The sequence below is a fragment of the Acinetobacter sp. UBA3106 genome (assembly GCA_002365595.1).
Lineage (GTDB): Bacteria > Pseudomonadota > Gammaproteobacteria > Pseudomonadales > Moraxellaceae > Acinetobacter.
This window is the reverse complement of the sequence record DFAM01000012.1, coordinates 43502-64353: the sequence shown is the minus strand read 5'-3', so window position 1 is coordinate 64353 and position 20852 is coordinate 43502. Positions and strand designations below refer to the sequence as shown.

The following is a 20852-nucleotide window of genomic DNA, read 5'->3' as shown; positions in this document are numbered from 1 at the left end:
TTTTATAAGCGATTATAACCATGCCTTTAAAAAAAATATTGCTCTGCCTAAGTAGCATTCTTATGTTCCAGTCCACTCAGGCCAAACCCACTGAACTGGATCAATATTTTGTCAAAAAACAGATTTTGGATTCCGCTTATAAAATTAAAGACCGTAAAGCCTTAAATGAAATTTTGGATGTGATTAGCGATGAGGATTCTCGCACTCTGCCTTTCCAGATCGATCAAAACATGCTGATGGAAAAATACCAAGTGAATGCGAATGAAATAAAAATTGAAGGCATTATCACTACCCCTGATTTTGCCCAGTTCGCTCTAGATGTAGGTGATAAGGAAGTCAAAAAGCTGATGAGAAAAAATATTCTGCAAAGTTGCAGCTTATTGTTTGAAAATGAATTTCAGCGTGTAAATCCCTATCATGTTGAATTAAAGCTGTCCTCTGAAAGCCAGAGCTATGACTTTAAAATTAAAAATAAGGAATGTTCTTTTTAAGAAAATATCTTGATACGTTAGTTCACTAACGTATCAAACCTTGCGGCTGCAAAATAATAATCATTGCCCCAGCAATTACCACCAGTCCGCCCATTAGATCCCACCGACTTAAACTGATCTGATCAACAAATCTTAACCACATTAATGCGGTAAAAATATAAATTCCACCGTAGGCTGCGTAAATTCGACCCGATGCTGCAGGATGCAAAGTAAGCAGCCAGACAAATGCCGCCAGCGCCAAGACGGTCGGAATCCAGAACCACTGGGTTTTTCCCTGATTTAAAATCAGATAGGGAAAATAACAGCCCAGAATTTCCATAATTGCAGTGACAAAAAATAAAAAGACCGTGGTTAACACTTTAGTTATATGTATATCCATAAGCCGGGGTTCACATCCATTTTCGCTTTCTAAATGATTTTAAAATCATACTTTAAAGAAAGCACAAAAAATTTGGCTTGAAATAAATAAAAAACCCGTGTGAACACGGGTTTTTTATTTATGAGGTTTAATGATTAAGCAGGTTCTGCAGTTTGATCTTCAAACACTTCAAGTTTAAGACCCACCGCTTTACCATTCTCTTTCTTCACAGATACCGAAACATTGCCACCATGTTCAGCCAATTCACCAAATAAAATCATTTCGGCTAATGGTTTTTTCAGATGTTCCTGAATCAGGCGTTGCATTGGACGGGCACCCATTAAACGGTCATAGCCATTTTCAGCCATCCATTCACGCGCACTCTTATCCACTTCAAGAATGACTTTTTTATCATCCAGCTGAGCTTGAAGTTCAGTCAGGAATTTATCCACCACATTTTCAATAATCGTGGTTGGCAATGCCTTGAATTGAATCACACCATCCAGACGGTTACGGAATTCTGGAGAGAAGGCTTTCTTCATCGCTTCCTGATTGTCATTGCTATTGTCTTGCTCTCTAAAACCAATGCTGACACGTGAAATACTTTCAGCGCCGATATTGGTGGTGAGCACAAGAATCACATTACGGAAATCTGACTTGCGACCATTATTATCGGTTAATGAACCGTGATCCATAATTTGCAATAACAAGTTAAATACATCTGGATGAGCTTTTTCAATTTCGTCCAGCAGCAATACGCAATGTGGACTCTTATGAATCGCATCGGTGAGCAAACCACCTTGGTCAAAACCAACATAACCTGGAGGCGCACCAATTAAACGTGAAACCGCATGACGCTCCATATATTCCGACATGTCGAAACGAACCAGCTCCACACCCAAAAGTTTTGCCAACTGCTTGGTTACTTCAGTTTTACCGACACCTGTAGGACCTGCAAAGACAAAGCTACCAACAGGTTTGTCTGGTGATTTCAACCCGGCACGTGATAATTTAATTGCAGAACCGAGTGCCTCAATAGCTTCATCCTGACCGAACACCACACGTTTAAGGTCACGCTCAAGATTTGAAAGTACGGTTTTATCATCTTTCGATACGGTTTTCGGCGGAATACGCGCAATTTTCGAAATGATGTCTTCAATATTTTCAACCGTGATCAGACTGTCATCCTGCTCCGCTTTTAAACGGCGCTGAGCACCTGCCTCGTCAATCACGTCAATCGCTTTATCTGGCAAGAAACGGTCATTAATAAACTTGGCTGATAACTCTACCGCAGAAACCAATGCTTTATCTTCATATTGTACGTGATGAAAATCTTCAAATTTCGATTTTAAGCCACGTAAAATATCTATGGTTTCTGAAATAGAAGGTTCATTGACATCAATTTTCTGGAAACGACGCGACAATGCATGATCTTTTTCAAACACCTGACGGTATTCCTGAAAAGTGGTTGAACCGATGCAACGCAAGGTACCATTCGACAAAGCCGGTTTAATCAGATTCGATGCATCCATGGTACTGCCCATGCTTGAGCCAGCACCAATGATCATGTGAATTTCATCAATAAATAACACAGCTTCCGGTTTCTTTTTCAAGGCATTCAACAATTGTTTCAAGCGCTTTTCAAAGTCACCACGATATTTGGTTCCTGCAACCAAGGCACCAATATCGAGACTATATATCTCTGCATTCGCCAGTGGTTTAGGCGCTTTACCGTTGACAATCAACCAAGCCAGACCTTCTGCAATCGAGGTTTTACCTACACCAGGATCACCGACCAGCAAGGGATTATTTTTACGGCGACGGCATAAAATTTGTGCTGTACGTTCAATTTCTTTTTCACGCCCAATCAAAGGATCGGTTTTTCCTTTTTGCGCTTCTATATTCAAATTGGTGGTATATAAATCCAGCGGACCTGCATTAGAAGAATTCGACGTTTCACCATCCAGCTCCTCTACTTCTTCCTCTGCCTGTACGTCTTCCTTACGTGTACCATGTGACAAATATTGGGTTAAAGTTAAACGATTAATTTGATGACGTTTAAGCAAATAAACCGCAAAAGAATCACGTTCAGAATACATCGCAACAAGAATGTCTGCGCCTTCAACAGTTCGATCGCCACCGCTGGATTGCACATGAAAAATCGCACGTTGCAGAATACGATCAAAACTTTCAGTCGGATGCGGCGCCTGATCGCTATGTTCACTTAGTTTAGGGGTGTGTTGTTCAACGTATTCTTCTAGCTCTTTACGTAGAACGATAATGTCCGCACCACACGCTTTAAGCGCATTTACAGCAGAGTCATTATCAAGTAAAGCCAACAATAAATGTTCAACCGTGAGAAACTCATGTCTCTTTTGACGAGCCATGCTTACAGCCAAACGTAAAGATACTTCTAATTGACGACTGAGCATGTAATCCCCTTAATCTTTTGGCTCAATCTGGCAAAGTAATGGATGACCTTGAGACCGAGCATAATTATTGACTTGGTTCGCTTTCGTTTCCGCAATGTCACGTGGATAAACGCCTGCAACACCTTTCCCTTCGTAATGTACAGTTAGCATTACTTGGGTTGCTTGGTCAAGATTTAAAGCAAAGTATTGTTGTAAAATTTCAATTACAAAGTCCATTGGGGTGTAATCGTCGTTCATTAAAACAACAGCATACATCGGCGGACGTTTTAATTCGGGCGGCGCAGTTTGTACTGCGATTTCACCTTCAGATTCATCTTGCGAGTCATGACCTAAGCGTGGACTAATATGCCAATCGACATATCCTGATTGATGAAAAGAATTTTTGATGGCATTTAAACAATTTTGACGCTTATTCATTCGCATAGGATTTTTAATTCACATTTATTGTGCATTTGCTTCTGCTTGAGGAATTTCAGAAATAAATGCAGATTGACTCTCTATCGGTTTGCCACGGCCCCAACTAAAACGTTTAATCACTGGCGTACTTGTTGCACCGCTTAAACGCACTTCAATGAATTGCGGGGTGAAGCCTTTAGGCATGGTCCAGCGTCCGGTTAAACGTTCATAATCTTCAAAGTTAAAGTTTTTATCTTCCATAGGAACAACTAAAACTTCAGTACCCTGAATTAAACGCAATTCTACAGTTCCTGAAATACTGCGTTTATTTGGACTCACTTGAACCAGATCAAGTTGATATTCATAGGCATTTTCAGGTAAGGGTTTAATCCCGATATTTTGTATTGTCAGACTTAAACCACCACGCTGACGCAATACTTCACGGTAAATTGCACTTAACCCTTCAGCCTGGGTTTTATCTTCACGTGCCTGGTTCAAAGCAGCAAACAAATCATTGGAATTACTGACCGCGACATCACGTTCCTGTACAGCCAAATTCAAGTTTTTATTCAATGTTTGCAAACTGCTCTTTTGCTTTTGCACGACTTCGACCAGTTGTTCGGCATCAGCTTCATAGCCGACTACAGTCAAACCTTGCCGATGCCCAACTGAATAGCCCAGCAAACCACTTCCCAGAATAAGAATGGCCGCACTAATTCCCAGTGGTAAATTGCCCTTTAAAAAAGGCTTTTTACTGAGAAAAGACAGTTGTGACGGAGTATTTGAGTCAGAGTTCGGCATCGTCATCTCTTATTTTGATTCATTCAAAACACACATTTAAATCCAAATCCAAATGTGTGTGAAGTTGAAAAACGTTTTTTATGGTAATAAACCAATTCCTGCAAGACCTGCATTTTCAGCAAAGCCAAACATCAGGTTCATATTTTGTACTGCCTGTCCTGCCGCACCTTTCACCAGATTATCCTGTACAGAGAGCACAATCAGTTTTTTCGGTTGCGGTTTATACAGCGCAATACGAAGCTGGTTTGCGCCGCGCACAGAACGTGTTTCAGGTGAACTGTTGGCTGGCATCACATCGACAAACTGTTCATTGGCATAGAACTGTTCATACAAGCTTTGCAGGTCCGCCGCATCACCGGCATCGGTCAAATCGACATAAATGGTGCTGAGCATACCACGGATCATCGGCACTAAATGCGGTACAAATACAATGTGATTAAACACACCTTTTTGACCGGAAATATTTTCCAATGCTTCTACAATTTCAGGATGATGACGGTGACCTGCCACGCCATAAGCCTTAAAGTTATCAGCATTTTCAGAATAAATCATGCCGAGGCTGGCTTTACGGCCTGCACCAGAAACACCTGATTTTGCATCAATAATAATACTTTCAGGTTTCACCAATGCTTCAGCCTGTTTAAATAATGGCGCAAGACCCAGTTGCACAGTCGTTGGATAGCAACCCGGATTACCAATCACGCTAGCTTGCTTAATTTTGTCACGGTTGAGTTCTGACAGACCATAAACTGAATCTTTTAAAATATCTGGGCAGGCATGTTGAAGACCATACCATTTTTCAAATTGGTCTAAGTCTTGCAAACGGAAATCTGCTGCCAGGTCGATGACTTTAGTATTTGCTGCAACCAGTTCTGCTGCATGTTTCATGGCTACCCCATGCGGAGTGGCAAAGAACACGACATCACATTTTTTCAATTCATCGATGTTCAAATCTGAGTATTGAAGATCGGTATGACCACGTAGGCTTGGGAACATGTCATCGACACGGCGACCATTTTCGGTACGTGATGTCAGTACATTTACTTGCACATTTGGGTGTCGTAGTAAAAGACGCAACAATTCAACGCCTGTATAACCTGTACCACCGACAATACCAACAGTAATCACGATCACTACCTCAAATCTAAAGTGTCCATTTCGTAACTGCGTAGTATGACAGGAAGTTTTGGTTTTCTGAACTGTTTTACCCGATCTCGCTTATTTTATTTAAGCTTTTAAATCCTAAGTTGAAGGAAAGAGAAGCACTTGCATCATTAAATTAGAGTAATTAATCTAATTTGAAATAATAGCAGAGAATATAAAAATGATAGGGTCACGCATATGGATGAAAACATCTAACGGAAAATTATCAACTGGTGAAAAAATTAAACTCATCAACCGAACCCTGATTCCATCAGTATTCGCTTATAGCAAAACGTTCTTTCAACCTTATAACCGAAGTAATCAACTCAATCTTCAAGATTACCTGGTTCCCGATACTCCCATTGTTCAAGAGGTGATCTCAGAATTAAATCAATGTTCCTCAGTTGAAATTATTCAACACTCTTGGCGATGTTATTTTTGGGGAATTGCTGTGGCCAATACCAAAAATTGGCAGTTTGATCATGAGTCTTATCTTATTGCGAGTTTAATGCATAATGTCGGTTTGGCTGATCCTCAAGCAAACTTCTCATGTCAGTGCTTTACTTTAGAAAGTGCTTTAAGAAGCGAAGCCATCTGTCAAAAAAATTCATATGAGATAGAGAAAACTCAAAATATTTCAGATGCAATCTGCCTGCATATGAATGGTTATTTAGATGAACATGATTCAAATATTTCCAAAGAATCTTTATTACTGCAAAAAGCCACTTCCTTTGATGTCATTGGATCAGAGTTGAATCTTTTTAATTATAGTTTTGTGAAACAAGTATTAGAAAAATACCCGAGAGATAATTTTAAAAATGAAATGAAATCGCTGATTAAAAAAGAATGCCTAAAGAATCCATACTCAAGAACAGCACTCTTCAAAACCTTAGGACTCCCTACAATGATTACATTGAGCAGACATGAGCTTAAAGGATAATTCGCTTTTTTAAGTGAAATTCCCTTGTAGATATTTTGTCTAAGCACACCACCACCAAGGCATTGGACTGGTTTTTAAAATTTTACGATGCTGCTGGAAATTGACATCATGTTTTTGTACTTCAGCCCAAAACCTTGGACTATGATCAAAATGCCGTGTATGCGCCAGCTCATGTACACAAACATAACGGGTAACATGTTCAGGGAACAATACTAGACTACTATTCAACATAATGTCATGTTTCGCCGAGCAACTGCCCCAACGCGTTTTCGGTTGGCGAATCGCACATTTTCCAAAATTCAGCTTACATTCTTCGCTCAACTCTTCTAAATAAAGTGGAAGATGCTGTTTGGCATAAGCCATCACGAAAGCTTTTAAATATTGTTCGGGCTGACGATCGCTAATCAAAAGTTGATTTTTTAATTCATCATAAATAAAAGAATTTTTTTGGCTTTTATAAACAACCTGTAAAGGCTGCGCTAAATTAAAAAGCTGGAGTTCGGTCGGTAAAACGCGGTCTTGGATCGCTGTTTTTTGTTCTTGCCAGGTTTTTAGTAACCATTCTTCAGCTTGATCTAGAAAGTTTTGAATTTTTCGTTTGCTGCAAAGCAGCGGTACAGTTAAACGAATTTGAGCCGAGTCGACACGTAAGCGCAAACGTTTCGCTCGCGCATGACGGACAATCTGGATTTCAGGTAGGTCGTTTGGGGTCATTTGTTTTTTTAAATCTCCCCCAACCCCTCTTTTTCAAAGAGGGGCTTTTAAAAGTCCCCCTTTAGCAAAGGGGGATTTAGGGGGATTCTATCTATTGAATCAAGGGATTAAACCGCAGTACGTTCTTCAATGCCGTTATCTGTTGCAACTACAGCAATATCTGCTTTATTAATTGCAAAAATACCGTTGCACACCACACCCGGAATGTCATTGATGGTCTTTTCGAGTTCAAGCGCATTTAAGATATTCAAGTTATGTACATCTAGAATCACATTACCGTTATCAGTGATTACACCTTCACGATAAACCGGATCACCGCCCAAGCTGACAATTTTACGTGCTACTGCAGAGCGTGCCATTGGAATCACTTCTACAGGCAACGGGAAATCGCGACCCAACTGTTCTACCCATTTTGAATCATCAACAATACACACGAATTTCTTTGCAATCGACGCAACGATTTTTTCACGGGTCAATGCCGCACCGCCGCCTTTAATCATATGCATGTGACGATCAATTTCATCTGCGCCATCTACATAAGCATCTAGGCCGCCAACTGAATTCATATCAACCACTTCAATGCCTAATTTTTTAAGGCGCTCGGCAGTCGCTTCAGAGCTGGCAACCGCAGCTTCCAGTTGCAATTCTGGCAATAATTCAATGAGGAAGTTCACAGTACTTCCTGTACCTACACCCAAAATCCCGCCTTTAGGCAAGTGTTTTAAAGCAGCTTTTGCGGCAGCTTGTTTCTTTTCATCTTGGGTAGCATACAGACTCATAACTTGGCTCAACTATTTTTTGACATTTGTTGCTGATTAAACAGCGCAAATGTACAGGGGTTTGTTACAATAAAGGCCTATTTTAAACTGTTAGATGGAAAATTAACATGCTGTCTCGTTTGGTTCGACAAATATTACAGGCAACGGTGTATGACGTTGCAATCGAAACCCCACTCGAAGCAGCGCCACGAATTAGTGAAAAGCTAAATAATAACATTCGCTTTAAACGCGAAGATTTGCAACCTGTCTTTTCCTTCAAGCTACGCGGTGCCTATAATCGTATTAGTCAATTACCGAAATCTCAGTTGGAACGTGGCGTTATTACGGCTTCAGCAGGAAACCATGCACAAGGTGTGGCTCTGTCTGGTAAAAAACTGGGAATTCGCGCCATTATCGTGATGCCAAAAACCACGCCTGATATTAAAGTTCAGGCTGTTAAACGCCTGGGTGGTGAAGTGGTATTGCATGGTGATTCATTTGATGTCGCCAACAAATATGCGATTCAACGTTCTATTGATGATGGCATGACCTTTATTCCGCCTTATGACGATGAACTGGTGATGGCGGGTCAAGGCACCATTGCCAATGAAATTTTGCGTCAATGGCGTGATGTGGAATATGTATTTGTTGCCGTTGGTGGTGGCGGTTTAATTGCCGGTGTTGCTGCTTACCTAGGCGATGTTGCTCCACATGTGAAAGTTATTCCTGTAGAATATGATGAGTCAGCATGCTTGAAAGCAGCTTTTGAAGCCAATGAACGCGTGATTCTGCCTTCTGTAGGTCTATTTGCCGATGGTACTGCGGTTGCACAGATTGGTGAAAAACCGTTTGATGTGATTCGCCTGCAAAAATCTGACAACTCAGGTCCAATTGTTGAACCTGAGGTTGTTCTGGTGAACACGGATGAAATCTGTGCTGCCATCAAAGATACTTATGACGAATGTCGCAGCATTGTTGAACCTTCTGGTGCCATGGCACTTGCCGGAATCAAGAAATATGTCGCTGAACATGGCTTGGAAGGTAAAAACATGGTGTCGATTGTTTGCGGTGCCAACATGAACTTTGATCGCCTGCGTTACATTGCTGAGCGTACCGAACTCGGTGAACGTAAAGAAGCTATTTTCGCCGTCACTATTCCAGAAGAAAAAGGCTCATTCCTGAACTTCTGCCGTGCCCTACAAGGTCGTAACATCACTGAATTCAACTACCGTGCCAGCTCTTCTAGTGCTGCTCAAGTTTTTGTCGGCATTAGCTTAAAAGGTGGCGAAAAAGAACGTCACGACATTTATGACACCTTGGCAACGCAATATGATGTTGATGACTTGTCTGATGATGAAGTTGCCAAACTGCATATCCGTTATCTGGTGGGTGGTCATGCAGATATTGAAAATGAACGTCTATTCCGTGTCGAGTTTCCAGAGCGTCCAGGTGCATTACTGACTTTCCTGGAACGTCTTGGTCCTACCCATAACATTACCCTGTTCCACTACCGCAACCACGGCGCAGCCGAAGGTCGTGTACTGGTTGGCTTAGAAGCAAGCGATGCGAAACAAAATCCGGATGGCTTGATTGAAACATTGGAAAGTATCACTTATCCATATGCAGAAATTACCAATAACCTAGGTTATCAGCGTTTCTTGAAATAAGTGATTAAAAATCACATTAAAAAAGAGCCATGTACTGGCTCTTTTTTATATTCCAAATTTTTAAATCGATCTAAGACAGTCCATTTTTATATAGTGTTCTATACAAATCTCTTCATGCTTAAATTGTTTCGAGAAAAACTTACAGAATTTATGGATTTTGACATCCTGATCAGGCACTGCCATCCAATAGGCTTTTTCCGCATAGATAATTAATAGTTCAAAATTTTGAGATTTTAGAAGAGTGTAAATTTCTTCAAAAACAATATCAAAAGCATGTGCATGGACATTGTAATATTTCCCGATCACCTGTTTATGCTTTTCATAGTGTTGATATAAAGGAGTCACTCTTTCACGAATTTTCTGCTGGGTTAAACCCATATCAATGTTCATATGCTGTAAAACAGCACATTGTTCCAAGCTGTTTTCATAGGGGTTTTCAGCATCCACTGCCATTAAATAGGTACAGTTCTGTTTACTTACTTTTTCGGCTTTTACCCATGCCAGAAAATCCTGAAAAATATCCCGATGCTTCTTCTTCGGAATTCCCTGCTGTTTCAGCGTAGGAAACCATTCCTGTAATAATCTAAAAATCTTTTTATCATCCATTTTCATCCACTATAAAAATAGAGTTTTAAAAATAAATCATATCCAGATTTTTTGAATGTTTTATGACATGCTGCAATCCAAACAAGCCTACCTAGCAAATCCCTTTCACAATTCACTCATGCTTAAAATTATGAATAAAGGTCTTGTAATCATATGAGTAAACAGATGTAGAAATAAGCCTTTGTTATATATAATTTTGTAAGCCCGATAGCTGAATCAATCATAAAATTATAAAATGAGTCTCTATACACATACATTTTATGAATCAAAAGCATATAAAAACCAGATAAGGAATACGCTGAATGGCATTATTTGCAGTCATTGGTTTAGGCAGTTTTGGCGCAACAGTAGCTACAGAACTGGTCGGACTAAACCATGATGTCATTGGAATCGACAGCAATAAAAAATATGTTGAAAATATCTCTGATCAGCTCACTCATGCTGTGATTGCCGATGCCACCGATGAACATGTGCTTAGAGAACTGAATATCCAAAATTGTGAAGCGGTCGTCGTGGCGATTGGTGAAGATATTGAAGCCAGTATTTTATGTGTCCTGCATCTGAAAAACATGGGCATGAACAAGATTTGGGCCAAAGCCAAATCTAAAGCCCACCACATGATACTGGCCCATCTGGGGGTGAATAAAATCATTCACCCCGAAGAAGATATGGGTACCCGTATTGCCCAGTCTTTAAGCTACCCGATGGTCAGCCGCTATATGGCATTAGAAGACAATCATTTTATTGTCAAAATTGAAATTAAAAAAAGTCTGCAGGGTGAACGCTTTAACCATCTGATGGACCATAATAGCGAAGTTAAAACCCTGCTGCATAAACGCGGCAAGGATATTCTGTTTAAGATTGATCCTCATTTAATTCTGCAAGAAGGTGATATTTTATTGGTTGAAGGTGAACTTGAACCCTTACGAAAACTGTCTGCCCGGTTTAAATAAAATATGAATCAGCCGCAAAATAAAAAAACCAATACAGTCAATCTTAGCCCTCCCAGTTTACTGGCTCTGGGTTTTTTGAGCTTTATTGTCGCCGGTACCTTATTGTTAAAATTACCCATTGCCCATCATGGTGAGTTAAGCTGGCTCAATGCCCTGTTTACCTCAACTTCCGCGGTAACCATTACCGGACTTTCGGTGGTGAATGTCGGAGATTCCTATACCACCTTTGGTCAAGTCATCATTATGCTGTTACTGCAATGTGGCGGCTTGGGCTTTATGACTTTTGCCATACTGGCGGCATTGAGTCTTTCTTCCAATATCCGGCTCAAACAGCAAATGATGGCGCAGGAAACCATTGGTCAAACCAGTCTGGCCAAGGTGTCTTTCACCATTAAAGGTGTACTATTATATTCCTTATTTTTTGAGGCGATTGGTACCGTCATTTTAACCATTGCCTGGATGCAGGAATATGATTTTTCCCGCGCCTTTTTTTATGCGGCTTTTTATAGTGTTTCCGCTTTTAATAATGGCGGCTTTTCCCTATTCCCGAATAGTTTGATGAGTTTTGCCGACCATTATTTCATTACCTTTACCATCAGTATGCTTTACATTATTGGCGGTATTGGTTTTGTGGTACTGATGGATATAAAACGTGCCCGTCGCTGGAAAAAATTAAGCACCAATAGCAAATTAATGCTCTCTACCATTGCCGGCTTAAATCTTTCCGCCTTTGTCATCATTTGGATTCTGGAAGCCAATAATCCGCTGACTCTTTCCAACATGAGCCTAGGCGATCAGGCCTTGAATGCCTGGTTCCATGCCACTGTGCCGCGCTCCTCCGGTTTCAACAGCCTGGATATCTCCAGCATGACCGATGCCTCTACTTTAGTCACCATCATGCTGATGTTTATTGGCGGTGGTTCTTTAAGTACTGCAGGTGGTATTAAAGTCGGTACATTTATTATTGTGGTTTTAAGTGTAATTACCTTTTTACGCCGTTCTGAAGAGTTACGGGTATTCAATCATTCCGTTTCAAAAGTGACGTCATTTAAGGCTTTTGCCGTCCTTTCCATCACGGCGATCTTGATATTTTTAGGACTGTTTACGCTTCTTATTTTAGAGCCGAATAAAGACTTTCTGGATTTACTGTTTGAAGCGGTTTCAGCCGCCTGCACGGTCGGATTATCGCGCGGCATCACCAGTGAACTACAGCCTGCAAGCCTAATTGCTTTAATCTTGCTGATGTTCGCGGGTCGTTTGGGTCCACTGACCTTGGCTTACCTGATTGCCACTCCAAAAAAGAGCCGTTTAAAACATCCACCGGCGGATATTCAGATTGGTTAATTACGATTAATTTTCGATATAAAAAAACCACTCAATTGAGTGGTTTTTTTGATGCACTGATAAATTTTAATACCAATTCATTAAAGACACACCTAAACCGACATAAGTCGCACGGTGGTTATAATCAATCAGGCTTTCACCATAGCCATCAAATAATTGAAAATGGCCACGTAATTTACCGCTAATTGGGAATGCCCAGTCAAACTGCGCTGCCCCATGTGCATCATCACCGCCTTTTAGCGAGTGACGCAGCATCAGTGAAAATTCATGATCATTCTTGCGGTAGAATGCAGTCAAGTCACCACGACCGATATAATTTTTAATATCCGGGTTGTTATCATCTTTGGCATCTTCTTCAATGCGATACCAAGGACGTAACATCAGCGCAAAGTTATCGCGCTCTAAACCGAGATTAAAGATAATACGGTTCCAGCTACGTGATAAGGGATCGGCACGACCATTGGACTGATGGTTAAAGGTCACGCCCAGTAAGCGAGCATTTAAGCCCAAAATTTCATAATTGGTCCGAAAAACCAGACTCGCTTCAGGCTCATAGTTAGTTTCACGGAAAGGACGCGAAGCATCCGCATTATAGACCTGCCAGCGTGATGACTGGGTATAACCGAACCAGACATCGCCATTATCACCAAACAGGTTTTCAACTGCTTTGGTTTTTAACGACAACTGGAATTTTGCTTCCATCGATTTCAGGTTTTGGTCATCCCCTACCTGTACCGTATTGTTTTCATTTGGACTGGAAGGACGCTCATTTTTGTCTGACGTCCAGAATCCCGGAAGTAAATAAACCGGCTGATGCGCACGAATATTCCAGGTTCCAAGTTTGCTTTCAGGAGACAGTTCCCAACGCTTGTCCAGCAAAGAGGTATTCGGGTCAATTTTTGGCCCTTCCGCTGCAAATACGTTATTCACACCATGGCTGATTTTTTCTTTGATCGTTTCAGGTTCTGTCGGTTTCGGCGCAATTTGATTGGCTGCTTGACGCTCAGACACCAGCTGTGGTTTCTCTGCTTCAGGCACCTTGAATAAAGTGTCATAACAAGCCAGACGATCAGCATTCGACTCTAAACCCACACAGGCTTCAGGACTTGCTGGTGTAATTAAAGATTCTGGTGTTTGCGCATTAATATTCGTCACATACAAAGAACTGAGCATGATCATGCTCAGTTGCAAGGTAGTGCGTTCAAGTTGTTTGAACGCCATAGAGTATTCCTCGAATTATGTTTTAGTTCACTTGCTTAATATCAAAACCAAGTTCAAGCAATGCTTCACGCTTAGCCACCGGTGCAACCACCGCTTTGACCGGTTTTTGCTGAACCAGATATTGTTCTGCAACTCGTTTTAAATCATCCAGAGTTACAGCAAGTAAACGCGCACGTAACTGCTTGCGCACCGCAGGTGTACGTGCATGCAAGAGTGCATAGCAGGCACTAATTGCTTCTCCGGCAGGAGAACCTGGCTTATCCATGCTCGCAACCAAGCCCAAAATCGCTTCTTCGAGTTGATGTGGCTGGTGTTCTGTATTCAGCAACCAGTCAATACTGGCATCAAAGTCTTTAAAGGTTTCTGCCAGACGCGGATCACGATAGCTATAGAAACGGAACGAACAGGCATTACCATCGTAGCTAGCGCCACCACCATAGGCACCGCCTTTTTCACGAATCGCACTATGCAAGAAGCCATTACGTAAATATGCAGCCAGTACCATCAGCGGTGCAGCATCTGGATGAGAGACCTCAACTGCAGCATAAGCTGAAGCACAGAATTGAACATTGGCTTGAATCAGCCAGGCTTCGTCTTTATTGCTATTTTCTGTGAAAACTGGCGTTAATTCTACCGGTGTTTGATCAACTGCCAGCTTATCCCAAACCTCTTGAACTTCTTCAATCAAACGATCAGACTGATGTTCTTCACAAACCAGCAGGAACTGTTTTGGTGCCTGTAAAAGTAAACGATGAATCGCTTTGAGCTCTGCAATTAAAGCCTCATAAGCAACTTCATCATTTTCAATTTTATTGACCAAGTCACCTAACCAGTTCAGTGCCCCCAAACCGGTATTTTGATAATCGCGCTGTGCCAAGGCACTGCAATTACGTGATGCAATTTGCATGGCATAGCTATGACCAGAACCTGAAATACGCGATTGCCAACGTGTTTTACGTTGCTGCAATAATTCAATAATACGGTCTTTTTCATCAAAACGAAGTTGTTCAAAAGCCAACTTCAAGATGCGGATCGCTTCAAAGTTATTCACAAGAGATTTGGTGGTTAACGTGAGCCAAGCGCTGATTTTATTTTTGTCATCCACTTTTGAGCGTAAAGATGCGCCCATGCCTACACCACCGCTCACTGCGGTTTGCAGTTGCTGTAGCTCAAGATAATCGTACTCGCCAGCACCGACTTCACCCAACAAAACAGACAGCAAATTGAAGTATGGCGAGTGCACCACTTCATCTGGAATTTTCACCAACACCTGTTGATAGTAAATACCGTTGGTACCAGCATGGTACAGATTCAAAGGTGTATCCAGATTATTGCTGATAATTTCACGCAATTGACCCTGTACAATATGCAGATCCGCCGGGACATCCTCTAACCCTACTTTCGGCAACAGGTTCATGTCATCCGGTGTATCTTGACGAACTTTTAAGGCTTCGGTTTGCTTGATGATTTCAGCTTTCTGTTCATCAGTCAGCTTAGCCCCAATCTCAGCCAAACGTGCTTTTTCAGCTTCCGCTTCTTTAGCCGATTTGGTTGCATCTGGCACCAAAGTCATTTGCACGCGATGGGTATTATCCAGCAAATGCTCTTTAATCAGATTTGACAGCCACATTGGGTCTTTAAGTTCTTCTTTAACTTGCTCAATGGCCGTGTCTACGTCCCAAACATCAATGGGATCGCTGTGGTGAATCACGCTGCCTAAACCGTTTAAAATCAGGCTTAAACCATACGGCATACCGTCGCCATTGATTTCACGCTGATGCAATTCAATCTGATGCAAAATCGCATCCACCATTTCAGCATCAACCGGTTTAGAGGCAACGTCTTCAAGAACCTTAAATACGCCGTCTTTAAATTCTTGTGCATGTTCCGGGTTTGAACCCTGTACGCCACAGAAGAAAGTCATTTCAAAATTGGAATCATCTACGCCCATGATTGGACCAGTAGATTGTGCATAGTCACAGGTTTCCAGGTAATGACGTAATGGCGACGCGGAATCTTCCAGTAAAATTCCTTCAACCAGACGCATACCCAAGCGCAATTTAATATCGCTAGCCTGAGGCAATAACCATGAAATGATGTGATAGGTTTTATCTTTTAAATCTTCTGCATCTAAAGCATAGGTTTCTGTCACTTCAATCGGTGCAGTTAAACGTGTTTCAGGCGTTGAATGCAGGGTTTGACCTTTCTCGAATTTAGACAAGGCCAAAGTTTCAAATTGTTCTTGTAAATGATAGGCAGATTCATTGCCAAATGTCATAAATACCGCATTACTTGGGTGGTAATGTGACTTATAGAAATCGACTAACTCTGGGTAAGTTAAATCTGGAATATCTTTAGGATCGCCGCCTGAATTGTAATGATAGGTGGTTTTCGGGAATAAATGATGCGCCAGTTGATGATACAGCTGATCTGAAGGAGAACTCATCGCCCCTTTCATTTCGTTAAACACCACGCCTTTATAGACCGGTTCGCCATTTTCCAGCTCAATACGAATGCCTTCTTGAGCAAAATCCAGTTCATTTAAATTCGCAGCAAAAGCGGCATCTAAATACACTTCCAGCAAGTTTTGAAAGTCTTTTTTGTTTTGCGTTGCAAAAGGATAAGCTGTCCAGTCTGCTGAAGTAAATGCGTTCATAAAGGTGTTGAGTGAACGGCGAATCATCAGGAAGAACGGGTCACGAACAGGGAATTTTTCAGAACCGCATAATGCCGTATGTTCTAAAATGTGCGCCTCGCCTTTTGAATCCATCGGTTGAGTACGGAACGCCACCAGAAAGACATTTTCATCCAGATCACTGGCAAGGTGATAATGGGTTGCACCGGTCACTTTATGTTTATATTCAGACACAAAAATGTCTAAGGCCTCAACATGGTGTTGACGTATCAACTGAAACGCAGGATGAACAGTTTGGGTAATGGTTTCAGTGACATCTACAGTCATGTGATCTCCTCACGTATACATATTTATAAGATGTTTTCGATTATACCTGAATCTTAAAGTATTTGGATTTGTACAATTACGAATTTCCCAGTATTTCAGTCAAGTTTCAATTTCTTGTGTTTCAATAAAATCAATACGGTTTTTAAGGAAAAATAACCTTTCATGACACAGCTACTTCATTAAGCGAGTTAAGTCTGGGCCATCCGAAACAATAGGTTTTTCAGGCAATTTGCATTCATGTATGATTCTCTTTATGCAGTGAAATCCTGTCTTCAATTTTATGGCAGCAAAATAACGATCACATGGTATCTCATGATCCATATTTTATTTTCAGGATAGAATAGTGGCGGATTTTTCTTTTATCTAAAGATAAATATTTAAATTAAGTTAAGACAAGGATTTAAGTTTCTCAGTCAGTTTTCTTTTCATTGTTATACAAACTTGATTGAATACCTAGACTTCGCTGTTATGTTCAAGCTGATAGAGAAAATTTGCAAAGCCTTCAGGTGCACGCCCGTGCAGTCGACTGCTGGTTTTAACCCGGACCAGATTACTCCAGATTACGTTGAAATCCATGTCTATCATCCGCTTGATCAGCTGCACGTCTTCATGACTGGATAAAGCTTCAAAGCCCCCAGACTGGATATAGGAGATGGCACTAAAACTCAAATTGGCACCATGAACATGGCTATGGTCCATCGTATCCTGATAATGCGCCAGATAGTTTTTTCGGGTCAGTGCAGAAAATTTTTTCCAGCTATCCACTTCCACCACGCCACAGATTGCATCTGCCGGTTGGTGATTGAGCTGCTGTAACAACCACTGCGAATCGACACACGAGTCGGCATCCGTACAGGCAATCCAGGTGACGCCCAAACGGATCATATGGCGAACCCCGAGATCACGCACTTTTCCAACACAATGAAAATTGCACTCCAGATAGTCCACTCCTGCATGCTGCACAATTTCCAAAGACCGATCATTGCAACTGTCCAGCACGACCAGCACCTGCACTTTTGTTTTTGTATCGGGTAATGCCTCTACCGCGTTTTGAATAGCATTCAGACAATCTTGCAAATAATGCTCTTCATTACAGGCAGGAATCACAATTCCAATCATAGCAATCCCTCTTTAGCAGCTAAAGTGGTGGAGTCCTTACTCCACAAGTCTATTATAAAATCGGGATCATTAAGATTCAAATAATGATTGAGGCTAAATTGTTGCCTCAACACTTGATGTACGTCTTCACCCTTCAGGGCAAATCCTTCAATTGGATAACGCCAGTGACAGCACAACACTATGCCCTGTGGGGTTAAGCCGTTTTCCACTTTATGGATTAATTCGCTCAGTTCGGATGGTTGCAGGTAATACATTATTTCACTAATCACAATCAGATCAAAAGAACCGGCCGGAAACTGTTCTGGAATACGCTTTTGGATAACCTGTACATGAGGCAAAGAGTCAAGACGTTTCTGCGCTATCTGGACGGCTTTAGCATTGGCATCCAGACTGGTTAAATGTTTTGCTCGCCGGGCTAGCTGCTCACTAAACACCCCGTTAGAACAGCCAATTTCTAGCACATTGTCATACTGAGATTTTAATAGCAGCGATAAACAAATCTGGCGTTTGCGCCGTTCATACCAGCGCTGTTCATATTCCCAGGGATCATCGTTATTTTTATAAAGTTCATCAAAATAATCAGTCTGATTAATCACAAATATATACCTCGCAAGGCATTAAAATTCGTTGAATGGTCTGTGGGGATAGAATGGGTGGCCGGCCAGTGCTTTGATCTGGTTTCAACTGGCTTTTAAAACAGGCAATAGCCTGTGCTTTATACTCAAGCTGCTGCGGAGTCAGTTGTAATTTTAATGCTTTATTCCAGGGAATACGGCTATCCTCAGGAATTGCCCAATGCCAGGCCCAAATCAGCACCTGATAGCAGGATAATTGCAATTCATTTGCCAGTTGCTGGACCACTTTTCCAGTTGCCTCATGATCTGGATGCCCATCCCGGTCAAAGGTGCAGACCAGAATATCCTCCGGCTTTACCAAACTCTCTAAAGCTTGATAAAACCTGTCTTGCTGAGAGCTCACTTCGCCATCCATCATATTTAAAGCCATCCGGCTCACTACATGCTGAATTCCTAATACCTCAAGCGCTGCCTGAGTTTCAGCTGGACGTATGCTATTTAATTGCTCTGCTGTATAAACACGTGAGCCGGGATGGCTTTGGGTGCCATTCGTTACAGCCACCAGCACGATCTCACGCTCAAGTTGAGCCAGTTGCTGCAAAAGACCGGCACAGCCTAGAATTTCATCGTCGGGATGCGGTGCAACAATCAGGACACGTTTTCCTGCAGGAAAACAGGCATCAATGTCTAAAGGTTGCAGTGCATCCAGTCCTGACCAGTTCAGCCAGTCTTGATAGCCCGTACCCTCTCCGTGAATCAGGCGGTCTCCCACCAGCGCATGTTTCTTTATAGCCTCCATGCGCTATCCTCCTGAACAACCAATTGGCCAATTTGTTCTAAATCAAAGGCGGCATGACTTTGCCTTAAAAATACCGGCAAGTCAGCCGCCAATGAAGCAAATATTCGGTTTTCACAAAATGGTCGCGCACCAAGCGCCTGACCGACCTGTTCCAGAACCAATTGGGCGGTCTGTTCAACTTGGGCACGTAATATCCGAATAATCCGTTCATGGCTTTTAGCAGGATACCGGTCAATCTGTTCCGCAACATGATAAAAATACTGCTGTGTGCCAAATAGTAAAGTACTGATTTTTCCCAGATACATCAGGCGATAGGCATCTGCCCTGTTTTTACATTCCTGATATAAAAAGTCTGCCAAACGTGCGGCCGCTCCATACCAGCATGCAGCAACCCCGGCTGCCCCATGCCAGAATCCAGGCCTGTCCAGATAAGCATTAGGATGACTGACAGCTTCCGCACCCACCTGATTAAAATGAATACTGGCAGTACGCGTATGCTGCATTCCAACCGCTTGCCAACCCTCATGCTCAATCTGGATATGAGGCTGATGCATATCGACAATTAACAATTGTGAGCGATTATGTTCATTCCGATAGGTCATCAGTCCATAATCAACCAGGCCGGCTCCCGAGCACCAGTTCTTTTCACCTGAGCATAAACCTTGCTCGAATTGAAGAGGAGATTCACCTCCTTCAGCCGCCCAGACTGCCCAGAGCCCCTCTTTTACATCAGGAAATTTTAATTCTTTGAGTATGCTTATTGCATCCAGATGCGACTCAAACCATTTAACTAAATTAAGATTGGTTGCCGCAACTTGGGCCAGTATTTGCCAGCGCTTTAAAGTTTGTCCCTGTCCGGGATGAGGGATCTCAGGAGTAAAAGAAATTAATTGCTGAATAGCATGTTCTAAATTTTTATCAATAGTAGAGGGAGATTGTTCAAAATCAGATAGAATTGTAGTTAAACTCAAAGATCACTCTCCTTTCACTGCCACTAATATGAACTAGAGGCACATTAAAGTTATTAGAATTTTGCTATTATTTAGTTCATTCTAAAGCCGTTAAATATTTGAATTTAAGTATTTTTGTATAAAAATTATATTATTATTTTCTTTGTTCTTATGGGCATCATGAGCTATTAAAATAAAACAGCCGCAATATTTACATACTGCGGCTGCTGAACCCATTTGGCATTTATCTTATTTTAAGGCGTCAATATGACTTTACGGCAGTCCTGTTCACGCTTATCAAAAATCCGGTAGCCTTCAGCGGCATCGGACAGATTCATGCGATGAGTAATAATCATTTCTGGAGATAAATCGCCATTTTCAATATGTTCCAGAAGTTCAGGCAGGAATTTATGCACATGAGTCTGACCCATTTTGAAGGTCAGCCCCTTATCAAATGCATCACCAAACAGGAAACCATGAATCGGACCTGCATAAACGCCCGGCACACTGACAATTCCACCCCGACGCACCGCCGCAATGCACTGACGTAAAGCTGCACCGCTTGAACCTTCAATTTTAAGATTGGTAAGCACCGTTTCAATCATGCTGCCTTTGGCTTCAAA

General features: G+C 41.7%; 19 protein-coding genes and 1 pseudogene. 5 read left to right on the top strand and 15 right to left on the bottom strand.

Features of this window, described 5'->3' with window-relative positions:
- The first annotated feature begins 62 nt into the window (after positions 1-62).
- Complete coding sequence (locus tag B4C48_RS05485) at positions 63-491, top strand: hypothetical protein (protein WP_291354601.1); 429 nt, start codon at positions 63-65, stop codon at positions 489-491.
- Between the two features lie 25 nt (positions 492-516).
- Here B4C48_RS05485 and B4C48_RS05480 read toward each other — a convergent pair whose 3' ends face one another.
- The 5 genes from B4C48_RS05480 to argC all read right to left on the bottom strand — a co-directional run bounded on the left by B4C48_RS05480 (position 517) and on the right by argC (position 5612).
- The gene (locus B4C48_RS05480; RefSeq protein WP_291354600.1) at positions 517-870 is read right to left on the bottom strand and encodes a YnfA family protein; all 354 of its coding nucleotides are present in this window, start codon (positions 868-870) and stop codon (positions 517-519) included.
- Between the two features lie 134 nt (positions 871-1004).
- Positions 1005-3281 (bottom strand): ATP-dependent Clp protease ATP-binding subunit ClpA, encoded by a 2277-nt coding sequence (gene clpA, locus B4C48_RS05475; protein WP_291354599.1) that lies wholly within the window; start codon positions 3279-3281, stop codon positions 1005-1007.
- Positions 3282-3290: 9 nt separating this feature from the next.
- Positions 3291-3704 carry an ATP-dependent Clp protease adapter ClpS gene (clpS, locus tag B4C48_RS05470; RefSeq protein WP_291354598.1) on the bottom strand — a complete coding sequence of 138 codons (414 nt, stop codon included), beginning with the start codon at positions 3702-3704 and terminating at the stop codon, positions 3291-3293.
- 18 nt (positions 3705-3722) lie between these two features.
- Complete coding sequence (locus B4C48_RS05465; protein WP_291354597.1) at positions 3723-4478, bottom strand: DUF6776 family protein; 756 nt, start codon at positions 4476-4478, stop codon at positions 3723-3725.
- 78 nt (positions 4479-4556) lie between these two features.
- Entirely contained in the window at positions 4557-5612 is a 1056-nt protein-coding gene (argC, locus tag B4C48_RS05460) for an N-acetyl-gamma-glutamyl-phosphate reductase (RefSeq protein WP_291354596.1), read from the bottom strand.
- A 211-nt stretch (positions 5613-5823) separates the two neighbouring features.
- Here argC and B4C48_RS05455 point away from each other — a divergent pair, with 211 nt between their 5' ends.
- Positions 5824-6561: a hypothetical protein gene (locus B4C48_RS05455; RefSeq protein WP_291354595.1), complete on the top strand. Its 738-nt coding sequence runs from the start codon at positions 5824-5826 to the stop codon at positions 6559-6561.
- Positions 6562-6600: 39 nt separating this feature from the next.
- Here B4C48_RS05455 and B4C48_RS05450 read toward each other — a convergent pair whose 3' ends face one another.
- Together B4C48_RS05450 and rpiA are read right to left on the bottom strand one after the other, a co-directional pair.
- The gene (locus tag B4C48_RS05450; protein ID WP_291354594.1) at positions 6601-7275 is read right to left on the bottom strand and encodes a M48 family metallopeptidase; all 675 of its coding nucleotides are present in this window, start codon (positions 7273-7275) and stop codon (positions 6601-6603) included.
- 107 nt (positions 7276-7382) lie between these two features.
- The gene (rpiA, locus tag B4C48_RS05445; protein ID WP_291354593.1) at positions 7383-8054 is read right to left on the bottom strand and encodes a ribose-5-phosphate isomerase RpiA; all 672 of its coding nucleotides are present in this window, start codon (positions 8052-8054) and stop codon (positions 7383-7385) included.
- Between the two features lie 107 nt (positions 8055-8161).
- On the opposite strand from rpiA, the gene ilvA reads away from it, so the two are divergent.
- The gene (ilvA, locus tag B4C48_RS05440) at positions 8162-9700 is read left to right on the top strand and encodes a threonine ammonia-lyase, biosynthetic (protein WP_291354592.1); all 1539 of its coding nucleotides are present in this window, start codon (positions 8162-8164) and stop codon (positions 9698-9700) included.
- Between the two features lie 60 nt (positions 9701-9760).
- Here the strand turns inward: ilvA and B4C48_RS05435 are convergent, their stop codons facing one another.
- Entirely contained in the window at positions 9761-10306 is a 546-nt protein-coding gene (locus B4C48_RS05435) for a hypothetical protein (RefSeq protein ID WP_291354591.1), read from the bottom strand.
- A gap of 302 nt (positions 10307-10608) precedes the next feature.
- Here B4C48_RS05435 and B4C48_RS05430 point away from each other — a divergent pair, with 302 nt between their 5' ends.
- A complete protein-coding gene (locus B4C48_RS05430; protein ID WP_291354590.1) occupies positions 10609-11259 on the top strand; it encodes a potassium channel family protein in 651 nt (216 codons plus the stop codon).
- A gap of 3 nt (positions 11260-11262) precedes the next feature.
- Positions 11263-12603 carry a TrkH family potassium uptake protein gene (locus B4C48_RS05425; protein ID WP_291354589.1) on the top strand — a complete coding sequence of 447 codons (1341 nt, stop codon included), beginning with the start codon at positions 11263-11265 and terminating at the stop codon, positions 12601-12603.
- A gap of 66 nt (positions 12604-12669) precedes the next feature.
- On the opposite strand, the gene B4C48_RS05420 is transcribed toward B4C48_RS05425, so the two are convergent.
- The 7 genes and pseudogenes from B4C48_RS05420 to B4C48_RS05390 form a co-directional block, all read right to left on the bottom strand.
- Positions 12670-13824 carry a phospholipase A gene (locus B4C48_RS05420; RefSeq protein WP_291354588.1) on the bottom strand — a complete coding sequence of 385 codons (1155 nt, stop codon included), beginning with the start codon at positions 13822-13824 and terminating at the stop codon, positions 12670-12672.
- Between the two features lie 22 nt (positions 13825-13846).
- The gene (locus B4C48_RS05415; RefSeq protein ID WP_291354587.1) at positions 13847-16786 is read right to left on the bottom strand and encodes an insulinase family protein; all 2940 of its coding nucleotides are present in this window, start codon (positions 16784-16786) and stop codon (positions 13847-13849) included.
- 453 nt (positions 16787-17239) lie between these two features.
- On the bottom strand, positions 17240-17905 hold the full coding sequence (locus B4C48_RS05410) for a glycosyltransferase (RefSeq protein ID WP_291354586.1): 666 nt from the start codon (positions 17903-17905) through the stop codon (positions 17240-17242).
- The gene (locus B4C48_RS05405) at positions 17902-18501 is read right to left on the bottom strand and encodes a class I SAM-dependent methyltransferase (RefSeq protein ID WP_291354585.1); all 600 of its coding nucleotides are present in this window, start codon (positions 18499-18501) and stop codon (positions 17902-17904) included. Before B4C48_RS05405 ends, B4C48_RS05410 begins: the two co-directional genes overlap by 4 nt.
- Complete coding sequence (locus tag B4C48_RS05400) at positions 18494-19279, bottom strand: PIG-L deacetylase family protein (RefSeq protein WP_291354584.1); 786 nt, start codon at positions 19277-19279, stop codon at positions 18494-18496. The genes B4C48_RS05405 and B4C48_RS05400 overlap by 8 nt, the downstream gene beginning before the upstream one ends.
- Positions 19267-20250 (bottom strand): acyl-CoA dehydrogenase, encoded by a 984-nt coding sequence (locus B4C48_RS05395; protein ID WP_291354583.1) that lies wholly within the window; start codon positions 20248-20250, stop codon positions 19267-19269. The genes B4C48_RS05400 and B4C48_RS05395 overlap by 13 nt, the downstream gene beginning before the upstream one ends.
- Positions 20251-20483: 233 nt before the next feature.
- Positions 20484-20852 (bottom strand): annotated as a pseudogene (locus B4C48_RS05390) (glutathione-dependent formaldehyde dehydrogenase); the annotation flags it as partial.

Coding starts and splice junctions, on each gene's coding strand:
- B4C48_RS05485 (WP_291354601.1), top strand. CDS start 63: ATGTTCCAGTCCACTCAGGCCAAACCCACTGAACTGGATCAATATTTT.
- B4C48_RS05410 (WP_291354586.1), bottom strand. CDS start 17,905: ATGATTGGAATTGTGATTCCTGCCTGTAATGAAGAGCATTATTTGCAA.
- B4C48_RS05400 (WP_291354584.1), bottom strand. CDS start 19,279: ATGGAGGCTATAAAGAAACATGCGCTGGTGGGAGACCGCCTGATTCAC.
- clpA (WP_291354599.1), bottom strand. CDS start 3,281: ATGCTCAGTCGTCAATTAGAAGTATCTTTACGTTTGGCTGTAAGCATG.
- ilvA (WP_291354592.1), top strand. CDS start 8,162: ATGCTGTCTCGTTTGGTTCGACAAATATTACAGGCAACGGTGTATGAC.
- B4C48_RS05455 (WP_291354595.1), top strand. CDS start 5,824: ATGAAAACATCTAACGGAAAATTATCAACTGGTGAAAAAATTAAACTC.
- clpS (WP_291354598.1), bottom strand. CDS start 3,704: ATGCGAATGAATAAGCGTCAAAATTGTTTAAATGCCATCAAAAATTCT.
- B4C48_RS05465 (WP_291354597.1), bottom strand. CDS start 4,478: ATGCCGAACTCTGACTCAAATACTCCGTCACAACTGTCTTTTCTCAGT.
- B4C48_RS05450 (WP_291354594.1), bottom strand. CDS start 7,275: ATGACCCCAAACGACCTACCTGAAATCCAGATTGTCCGTCATGCGCGA.
- B4C48_RS05420 (WP_291354588.1), bottom strand. CDS start 13,824: ATGGCGTTCAAACAACTTGAACGCACTACCTTGCAACTGAGCATGATC.
- B4C48_RS05430 (WP_291354590.1), top strand. CDS start 10,609: ATGGCATTATTTGCAGTCATTGGTTTAGGCAGTTTTGGCGCAACAGTA.
- B4C48_RS05425 (WP_291354589.1), top strand. CDS start 11,263: ATGAATCAGCCGCAAAATAAAAAAACCAATACAGTCAATCTTAGCCCT.
- B4C48_RS05480 (WP_291354600.1), bottom strand. CDS start 870: ATGGATATACATATAACTAAAGTGTTAACCACGGTCTTTTTATTTTTT.
- B4C48_RS05435 (WP_291354591.1), bottom strand. CDS start 10,306: ATGGATGATAAAAAGATTTTTAGATTATTACAGGAATGGTTTCCTACG.
- rpiA (WP_291354593.1), bottom strand. CDS start 8,054: ATGAGTCTGTATGCTACCCAAGATGAAAAGAAACAAGCTGCCGCAAAA.
- B4C48_RS05415 (WP_291354587.1), bottom strand. CDS start 16,786: ATGACTGTAGATGTCACTGAAACCATTACCCAAACTGTTCATCCTGCG.